Source organism: Aquimarina mycalae (assembly GCF_029906345.1).
In the GTDB taxonomy this organism is placed as follows: Bacteria; Bacteroidota; Bacteroidia; order Flavobacteriales; family Flavobacteriaceae; genus Aquimarina.
This window is the reverse complement of record NZ_JARYGY010000004.1, coordinates 249,619-273,228: the sequence shown is the minus strand read 5'-3', so window position 1 is coordinate 273,228 and position 23,610 is coordinate 249,619. Positions and strand designations below refer to the sequence as shown.

General features: G+C 32.9%; 18 protein-coding genes and 1 tRNA gene. 14 read left to right on the top strand and 5 right to left on the bottom strand.

Features of this window, described 5'->3' with window-relative positions:
- The first annotated feature begins 13 nt into the window (after positions 1-13).
- A complete protein-coding gene (locus tag QBK95_RS11425; protein WP_280933775.1) occupies positions 14-649 on the top strand; it encodes a ribonuclease H1 domain-containing protein in 636 nt (211 codons plus the stop codon).
- Positions 650-747: 98 nt separating this feature from the next.
- Here the strand turns inward: QBK95_RS11425 and QBK95_RS11420 are convergent, their stop codons facing one another.
- A complete protein-coding gene (locus QBK95_RS11420) occupies positions 748-1,818 on the bottom strand; it encodes a matrixin family metalloprotease (RefSeq protein ID WP_280933773.1) in 1,071 nt (356 codons plus the stop codon).
- A gap of 383 nt (positions 1,819-2,201) precedes the next feature.
- Between QBK95_RS11420 and QBK95_RS11415 the strand changes: the two genes are divergently transcribed.
- Positions 2,202-3,131 carry a PfkB family carbohydrate kinase gene (locus tag QBK95_RS11415; RefSeq protein ID WP_280933771.1) on the top strand — a complete coding sequence of 310 codons (930 nt, stop codon included), beginning with the start codon at positions 2,202-2,204 and terminating at the stop codon, positions 3,129-3,131.
- An 89-nt stretch (positions 3,132-3,220) separates the two neighbouring features.
- Positions 3,221-5,119: an amidophosphoribosyltransferase gene (locus tag QBK95_RS11410; RefSeq protein WP_280933769.1), complete on the top strand. Its 1,899-nt coding sequence runs from the start codon at positions 3,221-3,223 to the stop codon at positions 5,117-5,119.
- Positions 5,120-5,383: 264 nt separating this feature from the next.
- Here the strand turns inward: QBK95_RS11410 and QBK95_RS11405 are convergent, their stop codons facing one another.
- Entirely contained in the window at positions 5,384-5,992 is a 609-nt protein-coding gene (locus QBK95_RS11405) for a superoxide dismutase (RefSeq protein WP_280933767.1), read from the bottom strand.
- A 203-nt stretch (positions 5,993-6,195) separates the two neighbouring features.
- Here QBK95_RS11405 and QBK95_RS11400 point away from each other — a divergent pair, with 203 nt between their 5' ends.
- The 7 genes from QBK95_RS11400 (at position 6,196) to QBK95_RS11370 (ending at position 18,045) form a co-directional block, all read left to right on the top strand.
- Positions 6,196-9,348 (top strand): UvrD-helicase domain-containing protein, encoded by a 3,153-nt coding sequence (locus tag QBK95_RS11400; protein WP_280933765.1) that lies wholly within the window; start codon positions 6,196-6,198, stop codon positions 9,346-9,348.
- A gap of 284 nt (positions 9,349-9,632) precedes the next feature.
- Complete coding sequence (locus QBK95_RS11395) at positions 9,633-11,027, top strand: OmpA family protein (protein WP_280933763.1); 1,395 nt, start codon at positions 9,633-9,635, stop codon at positions 11,025-11,027.
- Positions 11,028-11,094: 67 nt separating this feature from the next.
- Positions 11,095-13,830, top strand: a complete 2,736-nt coding sequence (locus QBK95_RS11390) for a PD-(D/E)XK nuclease family protein (protein WP_280933761.1) — start codon at positions 11,095-11,097, stop codon at positions 13,828-13,830.
- Positions 13,831-13,832: 2 nt separating this feature from the next.
- Entirely contained in the window at positions 13,833-14,681 is an 849-nt protein-coding gene (locus QBK95_RS11385; RefSeq protein ID WP_280933760.1) for an alpha/beta hydrolase family protein, read from the top strand.
- Between the two features lie 57 nt (positions 14,682-14,738).
- Complete coding sequence (locus QBK95_RS11380; protein ID WP_280933758.1) at positions 14,739-15,023, top strand: hypothetical protein; 285 nt, start codon at positions 14,739-14,741, stop codon at positions 15,021-15,023.
- A 74-nt stretch (positions 15,024-15,097) separates the two neighbouring features.
- Complete coding sequence (locus QBK95_RS11375; protein WP_280933756.1) at positions 15,098-17,497, top strand: TonB-dependent receptor; 2,400 nt, start codon at positions 15,098-15,100, stop codon at positions 17,495-17,497.
- A gap of 5 nt (positions 17,498-17,502) precedes the next feature.
- The gene (locus tag QBK95_RS11370; protein ID WP_280933755.1) at positions 17,503-18,045 is read left to right on the top strand and encodes a type 1 periplasmic binding fold superfamily protein; all 543 of its coding nucleotides are present in this window, start codon (positions 17,503-17,505) and stop codon (positions 18,043-18,045) included.
- A gap of 780 nt (positions 18,046-18,825) precedes the next feature.
- Here QBK95_RS11370 and QBK95_RS11365 read toward each other — a convergent pair.
- The 3 genes from QBK95_RS11365 to QBK95_RS11355 all read right to left on the bottom strand — a co-directional run bounded on the left by QBK95_RS11365 (position 18,826) and on the right by QBK95_RS11355 (position 20,018).
- The gene (locus tag QBK95_RS11365) at positions 18,826-19,050 is read right to left on the bottom strand and encodes a hypothetical protein (RefSeq protein ID WP_280933754.1); all 225 of its coding nucleotides are present in this window, start codon (positions 19,048-19,050) and stop codon (positions 18,826-18,828) included.
- A gap of 78 nt (positions 19,051-19,128) precedes the next feature.
- Positions 19,129-19,202 (bottom strand) — tRNA-Ala (locus tag QBK95_RS11360).
- 12 nt (positions 19,203-19,214) lie between these two features.
- Positions 19,215-20,018: a universal stress protein gene (locus tag QBK95_RS11355; protein WP_280933751.1), complete on the bottom strand. Its 804-nt coding sequence runs from the start codon at positions 20,016-20,018 to the stop codon at positions 19,215-19,217.
- A 186-nt stretch (positions 20,019-20,204) separates the two neighbouring features.
- Between QBK95_RS11355 and QBK95_RS11350 the strand changes: the two genes are divergently transcribed.
- The 4 genes from QBK95_RS11350 (at position 20,205) to QBK95_RS11335 (ending at position 23,601) form a co-directional block, all read left to right on the top strand.
- Complete coding sequence (locus tag QBK95_RS11350; RefSeq protein WP_280934142.1) at positions 20,205-20,705, top strand: GNAT family N-acetyltransferase; 501 nt, start codon at positions 20,205-20,207, stop codon at positions 20,703-20,705.
- Positions 20,702-22,033 carry an MATE family efflux transporter gene (locus QBK95_RS11345; RefSeq protein ID WP_280933749.1) on the top strand — a complete coding sequence of 444 codons (1,332 nt, stop codon included), beginning with the start codon at positions 20,702-20,704 and terminating at the stop codon, positions 22,031-22,033. The genes QBK95_RS11350 and QBK95_RS11345 overlap by 4 nt, the downstream gene beginning before the upstream one ends.
- Before the next feature lie 212 nt (positions 22,034-22,245).
- The gene (locus QBK95_RS11340; protein WP_280933747.1) at positions 22,246-23,013 is read left to right on the top strand and encodes an enoyl-CoA hydratase/isomerase family protein; all 768 of its coding nucleotides are present in this window, start codon (positions 22,246-22,248) and stop codon (positions 23,011-23,013) included.
- Positions 23,014-23,151: 138 nt separating this feature from the next.
- The gene (locus tag QBK95_RS11335) at positions 23,152-23,601 is read left to right on the top strand and encodes a 6-pyruvoyl trahydropterin synthase family protein (protein ID WP_280933744.1); all 450 of its coding nucleotides are present in this window, start codon (positions 23,152-23,154) and stop codon (positions 23,599-23,601) included.
- Positions 23,602-23,610: the final 9 nt, after the last annotated feature.

Sequence of the window (23,610 nt, the reverse complement as noted above, 5' to 3'; positions counted from 1 at the left end):
TGATTAGCTAAAAATGGCAAAAAAGGAAAAGTTTTATGTGGTTTGGGAAGGTCACAGACCTGGTATATACACTAAATGGGATGATTGTAAAGCCGCAGTTAAGGGATATGCTAGCGCAAAATACAAGTCTTTTGAGTCTTTTGATATGGCAAAAAAGGCATATAATGGAGATTATGAAGATTATAAAGGTAAAAGCAAACCTAAAGCTTCTCTAACAGATGAACAATTATCAAAAATAGGAGAACCTAATCTATATTCTATAGCTGTAGATGCCGCATCTAGCGGTAATCCTGGAAAAATGGAATATAGAGGTGTAGATACACAGACCGAAAAACAACTTTTTCATCAAGGACCTTTTCCCCAAGGAACCAATAATATTGGTGAGTTTCTAGCATTAGTTCATGGCTTGGCGTATCTAAAAAAGAAAGGAAGTGATAGAATTTTGTACACTGATTCTAGAATTGCTATGGGATGGGTGAAAAAAAAGACATGTAAAACAAAGCTTAAGCGTAATGCTAAAAATAATGAAATGTTTGATTTGGTAGATCGCGCAATCCTTTGGCTTAAAGAAAATAAATATACTACGGTAATAGTTAAGTGGGAAACCAAAGCATGGGGCGAAATTCCTGCTGATTTTGGTAGAAAATAAAACGATGTTATAGTATCAAGATATTATATGTAAAAAAATGCCCTGAAGTAAAACTCAGGGCATTTCTTATTTTTAATCTATCTTATTATTAGTGTTTTTTACCCACCACATGCTCCTAGATTTGACCATCCAGTAGAAGTTCTTTGATATAAATCTCCGTTATAAGTAACTTGATCTCCCGCAGAATACGAAGTGTTACCATTATATGGTGCTACACCGTCACAAGGATCAGTACTAACAGGACCACATGCTCCTAGATTTGACCATCCAGTAGAAGTTCTTTGGTATAAATCTCCGTTATAAGTAACTTTATCTCCAGTAGAATACGAAGCGCTACCACTATATGGTGCTACACCAGCACATGGATCACCTCCTGTATCAGGAAATGGATAGATCGAGCCAATAAAAGCTTTATCCGTTGCTGATAATTGAGAATTAGAACCCACTCCAACTCCATCTAGCGTATGTTCTGCAGGAATAGGATAGTGCATAATTGATAAAGGATCATAAGTACTATAATTAGTAATGCTCGCCTCATAACGTCTAAAAAGATTGTTATCAACCTGCGCTCTAGACCAATTGTTTGGTGGACCAGCATAATATGCGTAAACAGCCTCTCTATCCCAATTAATTCCAGCAACAGGATTTTGATGCTCATGAATTAATCCAAGTGCATGTCCAAATTCATGGATTGTAGTTCTTCTAAATTCTGAATCTGTCGTATTATTATTAAACCATCCAAAATGCATACTATGTGAGTAGCGATTAGAATCAGTTCCTAAATAGGACCATGAACCTGCCTCATTTGCGTATTGACCTTCTCTAAAAGCAATTTTAATGTTTGCACTGCTGTTAGAGGAAACCCATTCGAATTTAAGGTTTGCATAGTTTTCCCATTCTACTGCATACTGTCTTACTTTGGATTGAACAAAGCTACTCCCGTTTAAAAATTTTATACGAATAGTTTGACCAGGATCCCATTGTACATCTTTGACGCTGGTCGCTTTTGTGTCATCAGATAAATTCCACTTTGCAATACATACATGGGCACTTTTAGAATTATCAACCTGATTTACCTCTAATACATCCTCGGTATCCTTTTCACAATTAAATAGAGAAAACGAAACTAGTGTAGCTAGAGCAAGTCTAGCCATCTTACTTTTTTTCATAATATAGTTGAGTTTTTGTTAAATATCTCATAAAATTAACAAATTTTTAGTAGGAATGCAAATTTATTTGAAAGAAAAAAGAATAAAACCATTTATTAAGTACGCTAAAACCGTAAAAAATTGAACTCTGTTTTCATGAAGTTTTTTAGTGAATCACCCTGATTATTAGTTGTTAATATGCACTTCTTATAGTGCGACTTTGTTTTAAAAAACGTGTAATTAATACAGGATTGGATATCGCCTTTTTAGAAAGTATATAATAAAATCAGTGAATATAAGAGAGGTAAAAGAAGTATAGATTTTGATAGAAAGTAAGTTTGCTTTAATGTCTTTCCGACTCAAAAGTAAAACGTATATTTGCAAAAAAATTATTACGCTATTTTATGAGTAAATTACTTATTGTAGGTACCGTGGCTTTTGATGCTATCGAAACACCTTTTGGTAAAACAGATAAGATCTTAGGTGGAGCTGCAACATATATAGGCCTTTCTGCAGCTAACTTTAATATTTCTTCTGCTATTGTTTCTGTAGTTGGAGAAGATTTTCCAGAAGAATATATTCAAATGCTTCAGGCTAAAAACATTGATACCTCTGCTATAGAGGTTGTAAAAGGTGGGAAGACTTTTTTCTGGAGTGGAAGATATCATAATGATTTAAATTCTAGAGATACATTAGATACTCAGCTTAATGTATTGGCTGATTTTAATCCAGTAGTTCCTAATGAATATAAAGATGCAGAAATTGTAATGTTAGGAAATCTGCATCCATTAGTTCAACTTAGTGTTTTAGAACAAATGTCAACTAAGCCTAAGTTAGCGGTGTTGGATACTATGAACTTCTGGATGGATAATGCTTTAGAAGATTTGATGAAAGTGATTGCCAAAGTAGATGTAATTACAATTAATGACGAGGAAGCAAGACAATTAAGTGGTGAATATTCACTTGTAAAGGCTGCAAGAGCTATCGAAAAAATGGGACCTAAATATGTAGTGATTAAGAAAGGTGAGCATGGAGCACTATTATTTCATGATGGACAGATTTTCTTTGCGCCAGCATTACCATTAGAAGAAGTATTTGATCCTACAGGTGCAGGAGATACTTTTGCAGGAGGTTTTACAGGGTATATTGCTAAAACAGGTGATATCTCTTTTGAGAACATGAAAAAAGCAATTATTCACGCTTCGAACCTAGCCTCTTTTTGTGTGGAGAAATTTGGAACAGAACGAATGGAAGATTTGAGGCGAGAAGAAGTTCAGAAACGTCTTCAGCAATTTAGGGAATTGACACAATTCGAAATAGAATTATCTGAATGATAAATAAATAGCCCTGCTCATTTTGTGTAAGGGCTTTTTTAATATGAATAATACCTACGATAACACAACAATAGAATTTTTGGAATACAATGAGTGATGCCTTAAAACATGAATGCGGAATAGCATTTATCCGACTACTAAAACCATTAGAATATTATAAGGAAAAATATGGAAGCGCATTTTATGGAGTAAATAAAATGTATCTAATGATGGAAAAACAGCATAATCGTGGACAAGATGGTGCTGGATTTGCTAGTGTAAAACTAGACACGCCTCCAGGAGAAAGATATATAAGTAGAGTTCGTTCATGTGAACCACAACCCATCCAAGATATTTTTTCTCAGATTAATGACAGAATTAATCATGAATTAGAAAGTCATCCAGAATATGTGGATGATGTAGAACAACAAAAAAAGAACATTCCTTATATTGGAGAAGTATTATTAGGGCATGTTCGTTATGGAACATTTGGTAAGAATAGTGTAGAAAGTGTACATCCTTTCTTAAGGCAAAACAACTGGATGCATCGTAACCTTATTGTAGCAGGTAACTTTAATATGACAAACAATAATGTATTGTTTGATAATCTGGTAAGATTAGGACAGCATCCTAAAGATAAAGTGGATACTGTTACAGTAATGGAAAAAATAGGGCATTTTTTAGATTCTGAAGTCGCTAAGTTATATAAAAAGCTTAAAAAAGAAGGTTATAGCAAGGTTGATGCTTCTCCACAAATCGTAGAACGATTAAATGTAGCTAAGATTCTTAAAAAATCATCAAGAGATTGGGATGGTGGATATGCCATGGTAGGAATGTTAGGACATGGAGATGCATTTGTACTTAGAGATCCTGCGGGAATACGTCCAGCATATTACTATAAAGATGATGAGGTTGTGGTTGTAGCTTCAGAGAGGCCAGTAATTCAGACCGTATTTAATGTGCCTTTTGATGAGGTTATAGAGTTAGATCCTGGAAAAGCTATTATTGTTAAGAAAGACGGTAATGCTGCAGTACATAAAATTATTGAACCATTAGAGCGTAAAGCATGTTCTTTTGAACGTATTTATTTCTCTAGAGGAAGTGATGCAGAAATATATGAAGAGAGAAAAAATCTTGGTAAATTAATTATGCCACAGGTATTAAAAGAAATTAATCATGATACTGTGAATACTGTTTTTTCTTTCATTCCTAATACCGCAGAAACTTCTTTTTATGGAATGGTAGAAGCGGCACAGGATGAGTTGAACAAACAAAAAAACGAAACCATACTTTCTGAGAAAGAATCATTAACTGATGAACGATTATCAGAAATTCTTTCATATCGATTGAGAACTGAAAAGTTAGCAATTAAAGATGCTAAGTTGAGAACTTTTATTACAGAAGACAGTAGCAGGGATGACTTAGTCGCTCATGTTTATGATGTAACTTATGGAGTTGTAAAAAAAGAAGATAATCTCGTAATAATCGATGATAGTATTGTAAGAGGTACTACTTTGAAAAAGAGTATTATTAAGATGCTCGATAGATTGAAGCCTAAAAAAATTATTGTAGTTTCTTCGGCTCCACAGATTCGTTATCCAGATTGTTATGGAATTGATATGGCAAGACTTGAAGGTCTTATTGCATTTAAGGCTGCTTTGGAGTTATTAAAAGAAAACGGTAATTATGATTTAGTAGAGCAGGTTTATGATAAGTGTAAAGCACAAGAAAATCTAGCTGATGAAGAAGTTCAGAATTTTGTAAAAGAAATCTATGAAGGGTTTTCTGATCAAGAAATAAGTGATAAAATAGCAGAATTACTTAGTGATGAGTCCGTAAATGCTGAAATAAAAATCATCTATCAAACCGTGGATAACTTGCATATAGCCTGCCCTAAGAACTTAGGAGATTGGTATTTTACAGGTGACTACCCTACTGTTGGAGGGAATAGAGTCGTGAATAAGGCATTTATAAATTTCTTTGAAGGTAAAAACGAGCGCGCGTACTAAAAAATTAAAAAACCACGCTGTTAAAATCAGTTAAATTGTGTATTTCAACAAGTATTTTAGCTTTTCATCTAAAACATTTTTACACAATGAAATAACGCTTTATATTAGCAGAGCCATAGCATAAGTAGGTTAAGTTCATGGTAGATTTGGGGCAAAAAAAGGTGGACTTTCCACCTTTTTTTATTTTATGACATTTCGTAAAATACAGATATAAAAAAGAGTCGCAGTTTATGCGACTCTTTTTGTTTTAATCGTATAGTTGTTTTATTTTCCTTGTGCGTATCTACTAGATACTTCATCCCAGTTAATCACGTTAAAAAACGCAGAGATATAATCAGGACGACGATTTTGATAATTTAGATAATATGCATGCTCCCAAACATCTAACCCTAAAATAGGAGTTCCTCCACAACCAATACCTGGCATTAAAGGATTATCTTGATTTGGTGTAGCGCATACATCCACTTTACCTCCTTCTTGAACACATAACCACGCCCATCCAGAACCGAATTGGGTAGCAGCCGCTTTAGAAAAAGCATCTTTAAATGCTTCAAAAGAACCGAAAGCAGCATTGATTGCATCGGCTAGTTCACCAGAAGGAGCTCCACCTCCGTTAGGAGACATAACTTCCCAGAATAAACTGTGATTATAAAAACCACCACCATTATTTCTAACAGCACTATTAGACTTATCCAGGTTGATAAGAATGTTTTCTATAGTTTTACCTTCTAAATCAGATCCCGCAATAGCCGCATTTAATTTACTAGTATATCCTGCATGATGTTTATCATGGTGAATTTCCATAGTACGTGCATCTATATTTGGTTCTAGCGCATCAAAGGCATAGTTTAATTTTGGTAATTCGAATGACATAATCTACTTTTTTAGTTAATAAGAAAAAAAATGAACCCAAATTTAGGAATTAGAGTGATCAATAAAAATTAATATTTGTTATAAATTGATTAAATCCTTTTTTTGTAAACTTCTTGTGATATCGGAGGTGTTCTCTTTTTATATTTATTTAATATTGATACTCGAAAACTACACTTTTTTGATACTTTAGTAAAAAAACAAACTTGAATTCTCAATACGCTTTTACGATATATAATGCTGCTGCTGGAGCAGGAAAAACGTATACCATAGTTAAAGCGTATCTAACCACATTATTAACTGGAGAATACAAGGATAGTTATAAGAATATTTTAGCGATCACTTTTACCAATAAAGCAGTAGCTGAAATGAAAACCAGAGTTTTAGAAAACCTGGTGGGTATAAGTGAATCTGTAACCTCGCCAAAATATGTGTCGTTATTACAAGATATTACAAATGATACTGGACTAGAAGAGCATATTGTAAAACAAAAAGCGAATCGTGTTCTTAAAAGCATTTTGCATAATTATGCAGCATTTGATATTGTTACCATAGATACATTTACACATAGAGTGATTAGAACATTTGCTCGAGATTTAGGGATTCCTATGAATTTTGAAATAGAAATGGATACCGAATCGTTAATTGAAGAGTCAGTGGATGCTGTGGTAGCTAAGGTTGGAGAAGACAAAGTGTTAACAAAAACAATTATAGAATTTGCGCTAAGTAAATTAGAAGAAGATAAGAGTTGGGATATTACGGTAGAGCTTAATAAAGCAGCACGCCTTTTATTTAGTGAAAATGATAGAGCTTATCTCGATAAACTCTCAGATAAAACTATAGAAGATTTTGAAGATTTAAAAAAAATATTGCTTCAGAAGATTACAGTTACCAAAAATAAGATTGTTACCACTTCAAAAGAAGTTTTAGATAAAATACGTGAAATTGGAGTAGCATATAATGATTTTACTCGTGGATCTATACCTAATCATTTTCAAAAGTTAGCTAATGGAGAAACGAAGTTAGATTTTAAAGCGGCTTGGAAGCAAAATATTGAAACCGCATCGTTTTACGGATCAAAGTTGGATACATCCAAAAAAGACGCTATTGACAATATTAGATCCCGTATTGAAGAAGCGTTTCTAGAGTCCAAGCAACAACTATTAGAAGTCGGTTTGTTTGAAAATGTAATTAAAAACATTATACCTCTTTCTGTATTACATGTCATTAACAAAGAACTTCAAAAGATCAAGAAGGAAAGGAACATTTTGTTAATCTCGGAGTTTAATAAAATTATTAGCGAAGCTATCCAAGATCAACCAGCTCCTTTTATATATGAACGATTGGGAGAACGGTATCGGGATTATTTTATAGATGAATTTCAGGACACTTCAGAATTACAATGGAAGAATATTATTCCACTTATAGATAATGCGATATCTTCAGAAACACTGACGGGAAAAAGAGGGCGAATCACTATTGTTGGAGATGCAAAACAGGCTATTTATAGATGGCGAGGAGGAAAAGCAGAGCAATTTATTAATCTTTCTTTAGATCAAAATCCGTTTTCTATCGAAGAAAAACAAGTGCTAGATTTACCTAAAAATTATAGAAGTAGTAGAGAGATTATTAGGTTTAACAATGATTTATTTACTTTTTTGTCAAATGATTTTAGTAGTGAACTACATAAAAAACTATATCTATTAGGAAACAATCAGGAGTATAATGATAAAAAAGGAGGATATGTAAATCTGTCTTTTATTAACGCAAAAAATGTAACAGAAGAAAACGAAATATATCCAGAACGAGTATATCAATCTGTCTTAGAACTTACAGAAAAAGGATATAGACTCAATCAAATTTGTGTACTCACAAGAAAACAAAAAGAAGGGGCTTTGATCGCTGATTTTCTAACAGAAAAAGGATTGTCCATTATATCTTCAGAAACTTTATTGCTTAAAAATGATCCAAGAGTCCGTTTTGTAATAGACATCCTTACTTGGTTTGTGTTTCCTAAAGAATTGTTGGCAAAAACCAATGTTTTGCATTTCATAGCAGAACAATATACGATCATTGATAAACATTCTTTTTTGGCTAAAATGGTGTTTACAGATAAAAAAGTATTCAGCGAAGAAATTAAGTCCTTGGGGATTGAGTTTAGTTTTAGTGAATTAGATGTAAAACCTTTTTATGAAGGAGTGGAGTATATTGTGAGTAGTTTCAACCTTACTAACTCGGCTCCAGCATATCTCCAGTTTCTTTTGGATATAGTGTTTAGTTACACTCAAAAAAACTCAGAAGGGATTATCGGTTTTTTATCATATTGGGAACAGAAAAAAGAGAAACTAAGCATAGTAGCTCCAGAAGGAGAAGATGCAATTCAGATAATGACCATACATAAATCTAAAGGATTGGAATTTCCTTGTGTTATTTATCCTTATGCTAATATTGATGTATATAAAGAACTTGAACCTAAAACATGGTTGCCAGTAGCTAAGGAAGATTTTAATGGCTTTGAAGAAGTGTTTGTTAATTACAATAAAGAAATTTCAGCGTATGGTGCTGTTGGAGAAAAAAATGTTCTGAAGAGACAATCTCAATTGGAGTTAGATGCATTTAATCTTTTATATGTTGCTTTAACAAGAGCAGAAGAACAATTGTATATTATTTCTAAAGCCGAAATAAATAGTAGAGGAGAAAATAATCCGAACAAGTTTTCTGGAAAGCTAATAAATTATTTAATACATACTGGAAAATGGAATAGTGAGCAATTGGTATATAGCTTTGGTGATGCTAAAAAAGCAGCTGAAGAAATTATCGAAACAGATGTTAAAACGAAAAATGTATTAGTAACTAAATTTGAGAATTCTAAGAAAAAATATAAAGTAAATATTGTTACCAATTCTGGAAAGTTATGGGATACATCTCAGGAAGCTGCAATAGAAAAAGGAAATTTAGTACACGATTTAATGTCGTTTATATATACTCATAAAGATTTGGATGTTGTTGTAGAAAATGCATTTGAAATGGGAATGATAGGCCTTTTGGAAAAAGAAATACTCTATACTGAATTAAAAAGGGTAATCTATCATCCAGAACTGTCGAATTATTTTTCTGAAGAGAATACGGTGTTAAATGAAAGAGATATTATATCTAATGGAGAAATATATAGACCAGATAGGGTAGTAATTGACCCCTTAGGGTTAGCTACTGTAATTGATTATAAAACAGGGAATCACAGTAATTCTCATACAAAACAATTAGAAGATTATGGTTTGCTTCTTGAGGCAATGGGGTATCAATTAAACCAAGGAATACTTGTATATTTTAATGACAAAATCACTTTAAAATATATATAAATAACAATTATTTTCGTAATTACTAGTAGAAATTTACTGATAAAAAATATTTTTATCTTATAATTGTAGCGTATTTATGGAAATTATTACCGTAAATTTTGTTTTAGCAGGTCATTTTTTTCACATTTGAGGGGTGCTTAAGGGGATTAATTGGAACTTTAAAAACTTCGCAAAGGTCGATATACACTGGCCTATTAAGAAAAATTTATTAGTTTTGTCTTTGACAGTAATTTTTAACATATTACATTTGCTCTAATTAACACTTAAAAATTAAATTATTGAATATGAAACATCTTAGCAGATTTTTAGTGGCTTCGTTATTAGTACTTGGGTTTAGTACTGCGAATGCACAAGATCAAAACAACCCTTGGGCAGTATCGATTGGCGTTAATGCTGTTGATATCTTTCCTACCGGAGGAGATTTACCTATACAAGGAGAAATCTTTGACGAGTTTTTTAACGCTAGTGACCACTGGAACATTCTTCCATCTGTATCTAGATTATCTATTGGAAGATATATAGGAGATGGTTTTACTTTTTCTGTTGCGGGATCAGTAAACAAAATAGATAAATTAGGAGAAACTCCTGATGGAACTGCAGTTACTGCAGATGACTTATCTTATTATGCAGCAGATGCAAACATAAGCTATAGTCTTAAAAACTTATTAAAAACAAAATGGTTTGACCCTTACCTAGGAGTAGGTGGAGGTTATACTTGGGTTGATGAGATTGGTGCTGGAACTTTAAATGGTTCTTTAGGTCTTAATCTTTGGTTGACTGAAAACTTAGCTTTCAACATTCAAACTACTTATAAGCACGTATTCGAAGATTACGAGGTTAATAACTATCCTCCAACTCATTTCCAACATTCTGCTGGACTTACTTTCGCTTTCGGAGGTAAAGATACTGATGGTGATGGAATATATGACAAAGATGACGAGTGTATTGATGTTCCTGGTTTAGCTGAATTTAATGGATGTCCTGATACTGATGGTGATGGAATCACTGACGCTAAAGATGACTGTCCTGATACTGCTGGAGCTGCTGAATTTAACGGATGTCCTGATACAGACGGTGATGGAATCGCAGATCCTAAAGATGAGTGTCCTACAGTTGCTGGTTTAGCTAACTTAAATGGATGTCCTGATGCTGATGGTGATGGAATCACTGACGCTAAAGATGGTTGTCCTAATGAAGCAGGTCCTGCTGCTAACAATGGATGTCCTTACCAAGATAAAGATGGTGACGGAGTATTAGACAAGGATGATAACTGTCCTGATGTTGCTGGTACTGTTGCTAACAACGGATGCCCAGAAGTAACTGAAGAAATTCAGAAAACTTTAAATGAGTATGCTGCACAAGTATTATTTGATTCTGGTAAATCTACAATCAAAGAGCAGTCTACTAAGGTATTAAATGATATCATCAAAATCCTTAAAGAATATCCAACAGCTAAATTCGTTATCGAAGGACATACAGATAGCCAAGGTGGTGCAAACGCAAATCAGAAGTTATCTGATTCTAGAGCGAACGCTGTTAAGAACTTCTTAACTAGTAATGGTATTGATCAGTTCAGATTATCTGCTATTGGTTATGGAGAAGAAAGACCAGTTGCTTCTAATAAAACTAGAGCTGGAAGAGCACAAAACAGACGTGTAGAGATCAATTTAGTGAAGTAATTATATATCACTAAATAATAAATAAGAAAACGTCCCGATTATTCGGGACGTTTTTTATTTTTAATGGGTGGATAGTTTTTTAAAAGAAATCATATCAGAAGTAAAAAGTAAGCATCAGAATATTAGTAAGCTTATTTTTATTCTTCCAAGCAAAAGAGCAGGTCTTTTTCTAAAAAAAGAGTTACTGAACCAGTATCCTGATCAAACATTTTTTGCACCCGTTATATGGAGTATAGAAGACTTTATTACACAATTATCTGGGTTACGACAGATTGATGCGATCCAAACACTATTTGAGTTTTACGAAACGTATCTCACTACACATAATCATTTAGAAAAAGAAAGCCTTGAAACATTTAGTAGCTGGGCGCAAACCTTGATTCATGATTTTAATGAAATTGATAGATACTGTATAGATCACCAGAGTTTTTTTTCATACCTGTCAGGAATACAAGATCTAAATCATTGGTATCTTCAGAAAGAAAAGACAGAACTGATACAAAACTATGTTAGTTTTTGGAATAACTTGTCTGATTATTATACTAACTTTAAAAGTAAACTTCTCGAAAAAAAAATAGGTTATCAAGGATTACTATATAGAGAGGCTTCAGAAAATATAACCGATTATATAAAAGAAAATACGCAGAAGCATATTTTTGTTGGTTTTAATGCCTTGAATAATGCTGAACAACATATTTTTCAATCTTTATTAGAAGCTAATATAGGAGAGATATATTGGGATGCCGATACTTTTTTTATAAAAAACAAGTACCATGAGGCTTCTTTGTTTCTAAGAGAATATAAAAATCAATGGAGCTATTATCAAGAAAAACCATTTAAATGGATAAGAGATAATTTTTCATCCTCAAAAGATATAAAGTTAATCGGTGTTCCTAAAAATATTGGTCAGGCCAAATTAGCAGGTCAAATACTCTCGTCAATACCATCATCAGATATAGAAAATACTGCATTGGTTTTGGCAGACGAATCCTTGCTGTTGCCTGTTCTTAATGCATTACCAGAATCAGTCGATTCGCTCAATATAACGATGGGACTTCCACTAAAAGAGGTGCCAATCGCTTCTTTCTTCGAATTATTATTTATACTACATAAAAACCCTAACCCCAAAGGGTTGTATTACAAGTCGGTTTTAGAGATTTTAAACAGCCAGCCAGCACATTGGTTACTTGGTTCATTTGCGTATCAATTGGTCACTATGATTTCCAGAGAAAATCTGGTTTTTATAACCACAGAAAAATTACAGCAGAATATTGGTGAATCAGAAGTTAGCATCATTGATGCATTATTTTCGCCTTGGAATACGGCAAAAGAAGCGATAGAGCAATGTAGAAAAATAGTGCAATTATTAAAAACAAGCTTAGATACAGAACAGAATTCTTTAGAATTAGAGTATGTATATCATTTTCATCTTGTATTTAATAAGTTATTGGCATTGAGTAACAGCTATCAATATTTTACAACGATCTCTTCTTTATATCACTTGTATAGAGATGTTATAAGTTCAGAGACATTGGATTTTAGAGGGGAACCGTTTAATGGACTGCAGTTAATGGGGATGTTAGAATCTCGTTGTCTTGATTTTGAAACAGTGATTATCACATCGGTCAATGAAGGAGTTTTACCTGCAGGTAAAAGTATGAACTCTTTTATACCGTATGACCTCAAAAGAGCCTATAATCTTCCTACGTATAAAGAGAAAGATGCGATATATACGTATCATTTTTATCGCTTAATCCAAAGAGCTAAAAATGTGTATCTTATATACAATACCGAGGATGAAGGAGTTGGTGGCGGAGAAAAAAGTAGATTTTTACGGCAGTTAGAGATAGATAAAATACCAGAGCATCAGCTATCTAAATATATCGCCTCTTCAGAAGTTCCTACGCTGAATAAAATTCCATTGGTTGTTGAAAAGAACAAAGCAATCGTTCAAAAATTAAAGGAATTGTCAGCGCATGGATTGTCCCCTTCTGGGTTAACAACTTATATTAGAAACCCCATAGATTTCTATTATAAGTATATATTGGGGATCAAAGAAAGTGAACAAGTTGAAGAGACTATTGCGGCGAATACGCTAGGAACCGTGATTCATAATACACTGGAGAATTTTTATAAGCCGCTCGAAAATCAATTTCTGACAGTTGAAGATATTACAAAAATGATTTCTCAAATTGATACCGAAATTAAATATCAATTCAGAAAGGAATATTCTAAACTAGACATCACTCAAGGTAAAAACCTGTTAATTTTTGAAGTAGCTAAAAGATATATTTATAACTTCTTGAAAGCTGAAGATAAAGTCCTGAGAACAGGTGCACAAGTAAGAATTATTGCAATTGAGAATAACCTAAAAACTGAATTGAAGATACCAGAACTTGATTTTCCAGTATATATTAAAGGAAAAGTAGATCGCATTGATGAAATAGATGGGAAGTTACGGATCATCGATTACAAAACAGGAAAGGTTAATAAAAGCGATGTAGTTCTTATGGATTGGGATGTAATTACTGAAGATTATAAGTATAGCAAAGCAATTCAGGTACTAGCATATGCTTATATGCAGCATGAAGAAAAACCAAGGACAGAATCATTTAACGCTGGAATCATTTCATTTAAAAACCTCAAAGAAGGGTTTCTAAAGTTTGGAACGAAAGCATCCGTAAGAGGAAAAGTAGATTATGAAATTACTCCAGATGTATTTGATGAATATCTGTTGCAACTTAAGAAGTTAATTATTGAAATTTCAACATTAGAAATTCCTTTTACAGAAAAAGAAGTATAGCTATGGTAACAAAACACAAAAATATAATTATAAACGGGAAACATGATAAACCAATTTTGGTTGATGTGTTTTATAAGAAACCAAAGACACAACAACCGATAGTTATTTTTTGCCATGGGTATAAAGGGTTCAAGGATTGGGGTGCTTGGGACTTGACAGGTGAAGCATTCGCAAAAGCGGGATTTTTCTTTGTGAAATTTAATTTCTCTCATAATGGAGGAACCATTGAACAACCAATAGACTTCCCCGATTTAGAAGCTTTTGGGTATAATAATTATATCAAAGAACTTGATGACTTAACATCAGTATTGGACTTTATTACCGCTCCTGATTTTGAGTATAAAGCATATGTAGATTCTGATCGAATTACTTTAATCGGGCATTCACGCGGTGGCGGTATTACAATGATTAAAACATCTGAGGATTCTCGAATTAGTAAATTAATCACCTGGGCAAGTGTTTCTGATTATGAAAGTAGATTTCCCAAAGAAGAGGCATTCGAAACCTGGAAAGAAGAAGGTGTTTTTTTCATAGAGAATGGCAGAACCAAACAACAAATGCCACATTATTTTGAGTTTTACACATCATTTATAGAAAATAAAGAAAGGCTTACTATAGCTAAAGCAACAAAAAATATAAATGCCCCTCATCTTATTATTCATGGTACCAAAGATCCAACAGTAACTATGCAAGAAGGTAAAGACCTACATAGCTGGAACCCACAAAGTGAATTGTTTTTAGTTGAAGGAGCAGATCACGTTTTTGGAGCTAAACATCCTTGGGAGAGCGTTGATATGCCTAAAGATTTGCTAAGAGTTGTTAAAAAATCTATAGATTTTGCAGTATTTTAACATAGTTATGTTATCAAATATGCATTGATTCTTATTTTTTTTTGTTTATTTGCGTTTATGAAGTCTAATAAACATATCATTGCTTCTGTATTTCTGATCTTATTCAGTTTTATGCAATTAGCGGATCTACACGCTGTAGATCATGATGCTAATGATATGGATTGTAAGATATGTCAGTTAGCTTCAGAAAATTTGGATGATGATTTCGTTTCTGTAGATTTTACAGAAATACCAAAAGTGGTTATTATTCCAGTAGATCGTATCCAGATCAATAATGTAGACACCTATTCTAATAGTGAGTCACATTATTCTTTCCTCAATAAAGCACCACCTGTAGTTTAAGTTATTAACTAATCAGGTGTTTTCACCAATTTTACTATTGCCTATTAGCAATAGAGATCCTTTTTTTTTAAATAATGAAACGAAACACATTATATATTGTGTTTCTTCTAGCAGCTAACTATTTATTCGCTCAGGATTGTAATAAAACACTTTCTGGTCGTGTAATTGATTTCCACGACGGAGTATCTCTAGAAGGAGCAACAATAACGTTTAACAGTACAACGGTTAAAACAGACAGTAACGGGATGTATAAATTAACAGGACTTTGCGCCACTTCTTATGCCTTTACCATATCTCATGAGGATTGTAATTCTCAGGTTGTTACTATCGATTTAAATGAGGTTTCGAGTAAAGATTTTTATTTAGAACATCACTTTACAAATCTAGAAGAAGTGGATGTGGCTTCTTCTGGCCAAAAGAAAACGACCAACAGTCAGACTGAAGATAGACTTAGTAGAAAACAATTGGATCAATATAGCAGCCTATCAATTGGAGATGCATTACAAGAAATATCAGGTGTAAATAGTTTAACTTCTGGAAACACTATTGTCAAGCCTGTTATACAAGGATTACATAGTAGTAGAATTATTATTATAAATAATGGAGTTCGTCAGGAAGATCAAGAATGGGGAGAAGAGCATTCACCAAATCTAGATATCAATGCCTTTAATGAACTTAAAGTTATAAAAGGAGCAGGAGCATTACAATATGGAGGAAATGCAATTGGAGGTGTAATCATAGCTGAAAACAAATTAACCACGCTTCAAGATACCATTTTTGGAAAAGCGCAATTGGCACTAAGTAGTAATGGTAGAGGAGGAGGAATCAACTCAGCTCTAAATCTTGGTTTTAAAGATGGATGGGGAGCTAAATTTCAGGGTACAGTTAAGCATTTTGGAGATAGTGAAGCTCCTGATTATGTTTTAAGTAATACAGGACATAGAGAACAGAGTTTCTCTACAGGGTTTGGATATAATGATTTTACATATGGGTTTGAAGGATATTATAGTTTTTTTAATACTTCACAAGGGATTTTAAGAGCGTCACACATTGGAAATGTAGGAGATTTAGTGAGAGCTATTAATAGTTCGGAACCATTAGTTATTAATGATTTTACTTATGATATTAACGCCCCAAAACAAGAGACACAGCATCATTTAGCAAAACTAAAAGCATACAAAAGGTTTCAAAACCTAGGAAAGTTAAACGTTCAATATTCTTTTCAATATAACAACAGAAAAGAATTTGATATAAGAAGAGGTGATGATCGGGATAAGGCGAGTTTGGATTTAGAATTAGTCACTCATAATCTAGAAAGCTCCTTTTTATTTGATTCTAATGATGATTTTACAAAAAACATTGGATTTCAATACACATATCAGATTAACACTCCTAATCCTGAAACTGGGATTCGAAGACTGATACCAGATTATAATAAAATGTCTGCAGGTGTTTTTGCGATTACAGAATTTAATATTTCAGAAAATTTGAAAGCAGATTTGGGCGCTAGATACGATTTTGTAAATATTGATGCCAAGAAATTTTATAGAAAAGATTTTTGGGATGAGCGAGGATACAATGCAGAATTTGCAGATCTTATTATTGCAGATGAAGGAGATCAATGGTTAACGAATCCCAATTTTGATTACCATAGTGTTTCTGCTTCTGCTGGAATTAATTATTTATATGGAAATCAGAATTCTCTTCTATTTAATGTTTCTTTTGCTAATCGTGCTCCAAATCCAGTAGAATTATTCAGTGACGGCTTGCATCATAGTGCTGCTATTATAGAGTTAGGAGATTTACGTTTTGATCAAGAAAAAGCGTTGAAGTTTTCGTTAAGTAGTGCGCATCAGGATTTATTTGGCGTAGGAAGTTTAACAGTTTCTCCTCATTTAAGCAGTATACAGGATTTTATATTATTAGAACCAACAGGATTAGAGTTTACAATACGAGGAGCATTTCCAGTATGGGAGTATACACAAACTAATGCTATTTTATATGGAGTAGATATTGATTATGGAGTTTCTATAACAGATTATCTTAAGTTTAATACATCCTTTTCTTATATATATGGGCAAGATACTGAAGCAGATGAAGCTTTAATTAATATGCCTGCACCTAATTTTAGATCAGAATTGATATATGAAAGAGAAAGATGGAACTTAAAACTGAAAAACCATTCGGTATTAGAACAAACAAGATTTCCTGATAATAATTTTGAAACAGATTTTATTGAAAATGGAGTAGAACAAACTGCATTGGTTGATGTTTCTACAACTCCAGCAGGATACAGCATTTTTGATATATCTGGGTCATATGTTTTTGATATATGGAATCGAAAAGATTTAACTGTTGGAATGAGCATTACCAATATGTTTGATACAAATTATAGAGATTACCTCAATAGACAGCGATACTACGCCGATAATGTTGGCAGAAACTTTACACTTAACATAAATTTTAAATTTTAAAAAAAATGAAAACAACAATTAACAAACTAGCGGTATTATTTTTATTTACTATAGCATTCACATCTTGTAGTAGTGATGATGATAATCCACTAGTAATTAATGAAGAAGAAACAATTACAACAGTTAGATTAACAGTTTTAGAATCTGGAACAACTGCTTCTCAAGTATACACATGGACTGAAGATAACCAAGATGCAATTACCCTATCTGCAAATTCTTCATATAATTTTAAAATTGAATTTCTTGACGAATCAAACCCTTCTGATGTAGAGGATATTACAGCAGAAGTGATCGAGGAAAGAGATGAACATTATGTTTTTTATGAAACCACTGTTACTGGATTATCATTTACAAACGCATCTGACGATACTATCGATGGTGACAATATCGGAATTAACATTTCTACAGATTGGTCATCTACAGATGCTGCTACAGGAATTGTAAGAGCGTTTTTGATTCATGAGCCTACAACAAAGACTGGAGACTCTCGAGATGACTTTGGAGGAGAAACTGATATCGAAGTAACTTTTAACGTAACAGTACAGTAAAATAGTAACAACACCAAGTATAACGATAAGTTGAGTTTGTTTATACTATAAGCAAACTATTTTTTCTGAGCAAGGCTCTTGAGAAGTAGTTACCTCAAGAGTCTTGTATTTCGATTTCTCATAAAGAGAAATCACTATTTAGTTGAAGCACCTATTCATAGCATAATAATAAGTTGAGTTTGTGTATTTTATTATTAGTAATGATTTGTTTCAATCCAACCCTTGAGGTATTTTATCTCAAGGGTTCTTTTATTTAATAAACATTTTAACCTCAATTTCCTGAATTTGGCACGCTATTTGAAAAAAAATAGTCATTCATCTATTTTTAGATAAAAAATGGCTAAGAATATGGTAACAAATTAGAGAGAAAAGATACTAATATATAGTAAAGGTTGATTTTTAGTGGTTTAATCTCAAAGATTTTAATGAGATATTATCGGATCGTTAAATGTGTATTATCACTCAAAATTCGTTCAAAAAATTGAAGATTAGAGCTTATATTCGCGACGGAAAAAAATCAATCAAAAAGAATAGCAAAATTGAAACAATCATAATTATGTATAAGTTGAGTTTGTGTTAAATATTATAATTTAGTTTCAATTCAGACCCTCAGGAAGTAGTTAGCCTGAGGGTTGTTTGTTTTAAATAGATAACTACATCTTTTTTTAACCCAACTTTATTTTTCAGGCATGGAGAAATAATACTGTTATCTTATAATGGTTAACAACCTCATTAGACAACACTAAATATGGGGGATAGTAAAATAAACCCTTTAAGGGATTACATCTCTGGAGGAGTTCCTTTTAATCGCTTTTCTATCTTACGCTTTTTTGCGGTTAATAGTTTCATAAGATCCATGATTTCAGGATCTTTACTTTCTTTATAAATCTCATTCAGACTTAAAATAAGCGACTTGGCTTCTCTAGAAGCTGCTACCCTATCACTGGTAGTCATGTTACTCATTTTTCTACCCTCGAATTCTAAAGCTTTTTCAATCAATGTCATATATCACTTTTTACAAAAATAGAATTTACTCTATATTTTAGAAAATGTATTACAAAAGTACAAACTTTTATTAATTTGTGGAGAGGATGGGACTCGAACCCACGACCTCTTGACTGCCAGTCAAGCACTCTAGCCAGCTGAGCTACATCCCCTTTAGGTATTTGCTATCTGGCTCCCTTAAGCACTAATAACGGAATTCTACTTTCAAAATCTTTTTTCAGTACTACATTTTCTTCCCAGAGCTTAGCAAAAAATCCTCTTCTACGCCTAAAAACGCATAATAAATCTGGATCGTTTTCATTAAGATGTTCTAAAACTCCCTGAAATAAAGTTCCATTTTCTGAGGATTTAAATGAACTAATAAGTTTAGCTAAATCCTTATGAAATTCTGCATCTTCTGGTAAGAACTCCGTTGTTTTCACCTGAAGAAGTTTCATTTCGGCACTAAATGTATTCAAAATTTCTTTTACAGGAGACAAAGTACTTTGTTTTTTAATGATTCCAGATTTGATTGCCATCAAAATCTTAGAAATAGGTTTAAAAATATAGTTTTCAGGAACTACTAATACAGGTATTTCTGTCTTTTTAACCAAACTTCCAGATATTTCACCAAGGAAATAAGGATCTTTAATATTACCACTTTCAGGTCCTAAAACTATTAAATCTATAGAATGTTTTAAATTAAATTCTGGAATCGCTTCTAATAAATCACCTTCTAACGGTAATGCAATTACATCGACACCTTTTTTATCAACCGCGTCCAGTTTTTCCTCAATTGTAGCGATTGAGATATCTTTTAAAGTTTTATTTACTGAGGGAAGACTACTCGATCTCGGTAATTCTTTAAAAACTTGTACTGCATACACTGTTCCTCCGAGTTCTTTTGCAAAATTGATTACATATTGAAGCCTGGCTATACTTACTGAATTTTCTGATAGACCTAAAGGAACAAGAATATTTTTCATCATTAAACTTGATTTGTGTTTTAGAGAGCAAAATTACAATTTTGAAACCTATAAACGCATTCTTTTGAGGATTCTTGCACCTAGAACTGTTTTTCTTTTCTTAAAGTTTGTATAAAATAACATCAAGGTATAATATAAACCCTGTTGCAGAAAAAGAAAGTTAGTATTTTTGATTTTTCCAAAGAAAATATGGTTCGTAAAGCAGCACTATCAGATTTAGATACTATTCATAAATTAACATTAGCATGTGCGAAAGCCATGATTGCAAAAGGTATCTATCAATGGAATGAACACTATCCAACTCGGACACGTTTTCAGAAAGATATTGAATTACAAGAATTATATGTGCTCGAAGAAGATCGTTTGATAAAGGGGATTGTAGTGATCACTGAAGTTATGGATGAAGAGTATGTCCCAGTCAAATGGGTAACTGCTAATGAAAATAACCTCTATATACATCGTTTGGCGGTACATCCTGAATATTGGAGTAAGGGATATGCTCAAGAATTAATGAATTGGGCAGAGGCGTATGCCAAAAAAAATAAATATACCTCAGTACGATTAGACACATTTAGTCAGAATAAAAGAAATCAGAAATTTTATGAAACTAGAGGATATCAAAAATTAGGAGATATCTATTTTCCGAAACAAAGTGAATATCCATTTTATTGTTATGAACTAGTATTGTGAATAGTGTTATAAGTTTTAAAAATATAAATAAACTAGCCATTCCAGCAATAATTGCAGGAGTAGCTGAACCTGTGTTGTCAGCTACGGACACTGCAATAGTTGGTAATATACCTGTGAATGGCACAGAATCACTTGCAGCCGTAGGGATAGTTGGATCTTTTCTGTCTATGTTAATCTGGGTATTGGCTCAGACTCGCGCGGCAATTTCAGCTATTATTTCACAATATTTAGGAGCAGGAAAATTAGAAGAAGTAAAAACATTACCAGCTCAGGCAATACTTTTTAATATAGGATTGAGTATTACGATTCTCCTTATTACGGTACCTTTTATTAAGGAGATTTTTGTGCTTCTTAAAGCCGAAGGTCAGGTATTGGAGTATTGTATTTCTTACTATAGCATTCGTGTTTGGGGGTTTCCACTATCCTTATTTGTATTTGCAATTTTTGGGATTTTTAGAGGGCTTCAAAATACATTTTGGCCAATGATTATTGCGCTTATTGGAGTTTTGGCTAATATCATATTAGATATCGTTTTAGTCTATGGAATAGAAGGCGTTTTAGAACCTATGCACCTTGAAGGAGCTGCTTGGGCAAGTCTGTTTTCACAGATGTTAATGGCTGTTTTATCATTTATATTATTGCTCAAAAAAACAGACGTATCGTTACGATTAGAAAAGCTTTGGCATCCAGAAATGAAACGGTTCTTAGTTATGAGTGGAAATCTTTTTATTAGATCCTTAGCATTAAACACAACATTACTTTTAGCGGTAAGAGAAGCAACTAGTTTAGGCACGAATTATATAGCAGCTCATAGTATTGCTATTCAACTGTGGTTGTTTTTTGCTTTTTTTATTGATGGATACGGAGGCGCTGGTAATATTTTGGGAGGTAGATTATTAGGAGCAAAAGATTATAAAAGTCTGGTTATTATGGCTAAGAAGGTGAATGTTTATGGAGTTATTGTAGCGTGCATTTTAGGAGGAATTTCTTTATTGATTCCTGAACAGCTAGCCTTAATTTTTACTAAGGATCAAGAAGTATTAACTATTTTTACAGGCTTTTTCTATCTAGTGGTAATAGCATTACCCATAAATGCACTTGCTTTTGTTGGTGATGGTATTTTTAAAGGATTAGGAGAAACCAGTTTTTTACGCAATGTACTGATAGGATCCACTTTTTTTGGTTTTATTCCTACCTTATTAATTGCTAGATATTTTGATTGGAAGCTTCATGGAATATGGATTGCAATCACCGTTTGGATGCTGATCAGAGGTTTAGCATTGATCGTAAAATTCAGAAATAAATATTACAGATTGGCGAATGTTTAGAATATAAACCTAATGATTGCCATCGCAATAATAACATATAGACAAATTAGTACAGCTACTAACCTGAATTTTTCCACATACTTTTTTTCCATATTTTCAAAAGTATACTAAATAGGAAAAAACATAAATACGTGTAAATACGTGTTTTACACACAGTTAAAAGAACACAGCCCTGAATATAAAATATTACTTATTTTTATCAAAAAAACATAATGACTACTACTCGTATCAACGGAAGTTTATATACCAATATAGAAAATCACATTGCTACTATAGAGTTTGGGCATCCTGCAAGTAATTCTTTTCCGTCCGAATTATTACAGAGATTGACTAATGCGCTAGATGAACTATCTAGTGATCCTTCTGTATTCGTAATTGTGTTAAAATCCGAAGGCGAAAAGGCCTTCTGTGCAGGGGCTTCTTTTGATGAGTTAGTAGCTGTCGATAATTTGGAGGAAGGAACAAAGTTCTTTTCTGGTTTTGCAAATGTAATTAATGCAATGCGCAAATGTAGCCAACCAATTATAGGAAGAATACAAGGAAAAACTGTAGGCGGAGGAGTAGGCTTAGCATCTGCTTGTGATTACTGTATGGCTACCGAAGCTGCTTCGGTTAAATTAAGCGAAATAACAATTGGAATAGGACCTTTTGTAATTGAACCAGCTGTATCCAGAAAAATAGGATTGGCTGCATTTGAAGCGTTGGCTTGGGATGCATCCCAATGGAAAAACGCATATTGGGCTAAAGATCAGGGTTTATTTGCCAGAGTGTTTGAAACAATTAGTGAGTTAGACAAAGAAGTTCAGTTGTTTGCAGAAAAATTAGCTAGCTATAATCCAGAAGCAACTAAACAAATGAAAAAGACATTATGGAAAGGAACAGAACATTGGGAAGAACTACTAATTGAAAGAGCTGCAGTTTCTGGAGCATTAGTGCTTTCAGAATTTACTAAGGAAGCATTGGAGAAATTTAAAAAGTAATACATGGATATATTGAATTTTTTAGGAGGTAACGGACTATTTTTGATCATGGGAATTATATTGGTCGTAGTTTACTTTATTAATAAAAGGAAGAGAAGATAATGTTCATTAACTTTGCAAAAAGTTACAATCTAAGAGATGAGCAAGATCAGAATCACCAAACAGTTTTCTTTTGAAACCGGTCACGCACTATATGGTTATGATGGCAAATGTAAAAATGTTCATGGTCATAGCTATAAATTAAGTGTTACAGTTATAGGAAGCCCTATAACTGACACTTCTCATGTGAAATTGGGAATGGTGATTGATTTTGGAGATCTTAAGAAAATTGTTAAAGAGGATATTGAAGATGTATTTGACCATGCAACTGTTTTTAACAAAAACACTCCTCATATAGAGTTAGCAAAAGAATTAGAACAAAGAGGTCATAATGTGATTTTAGTAGATTATCAACCAACTAGTGAAAATATGGTGATTGATTTTGCAAGCAAAATAAAAGCCAGACTACCAGAAAATATTGCACTGCATTCATTAAAACTTCAGGAGACTGAAACCTCTTTTGCAGAATGGTATGCAAGCGACAACTAATTAATTAGA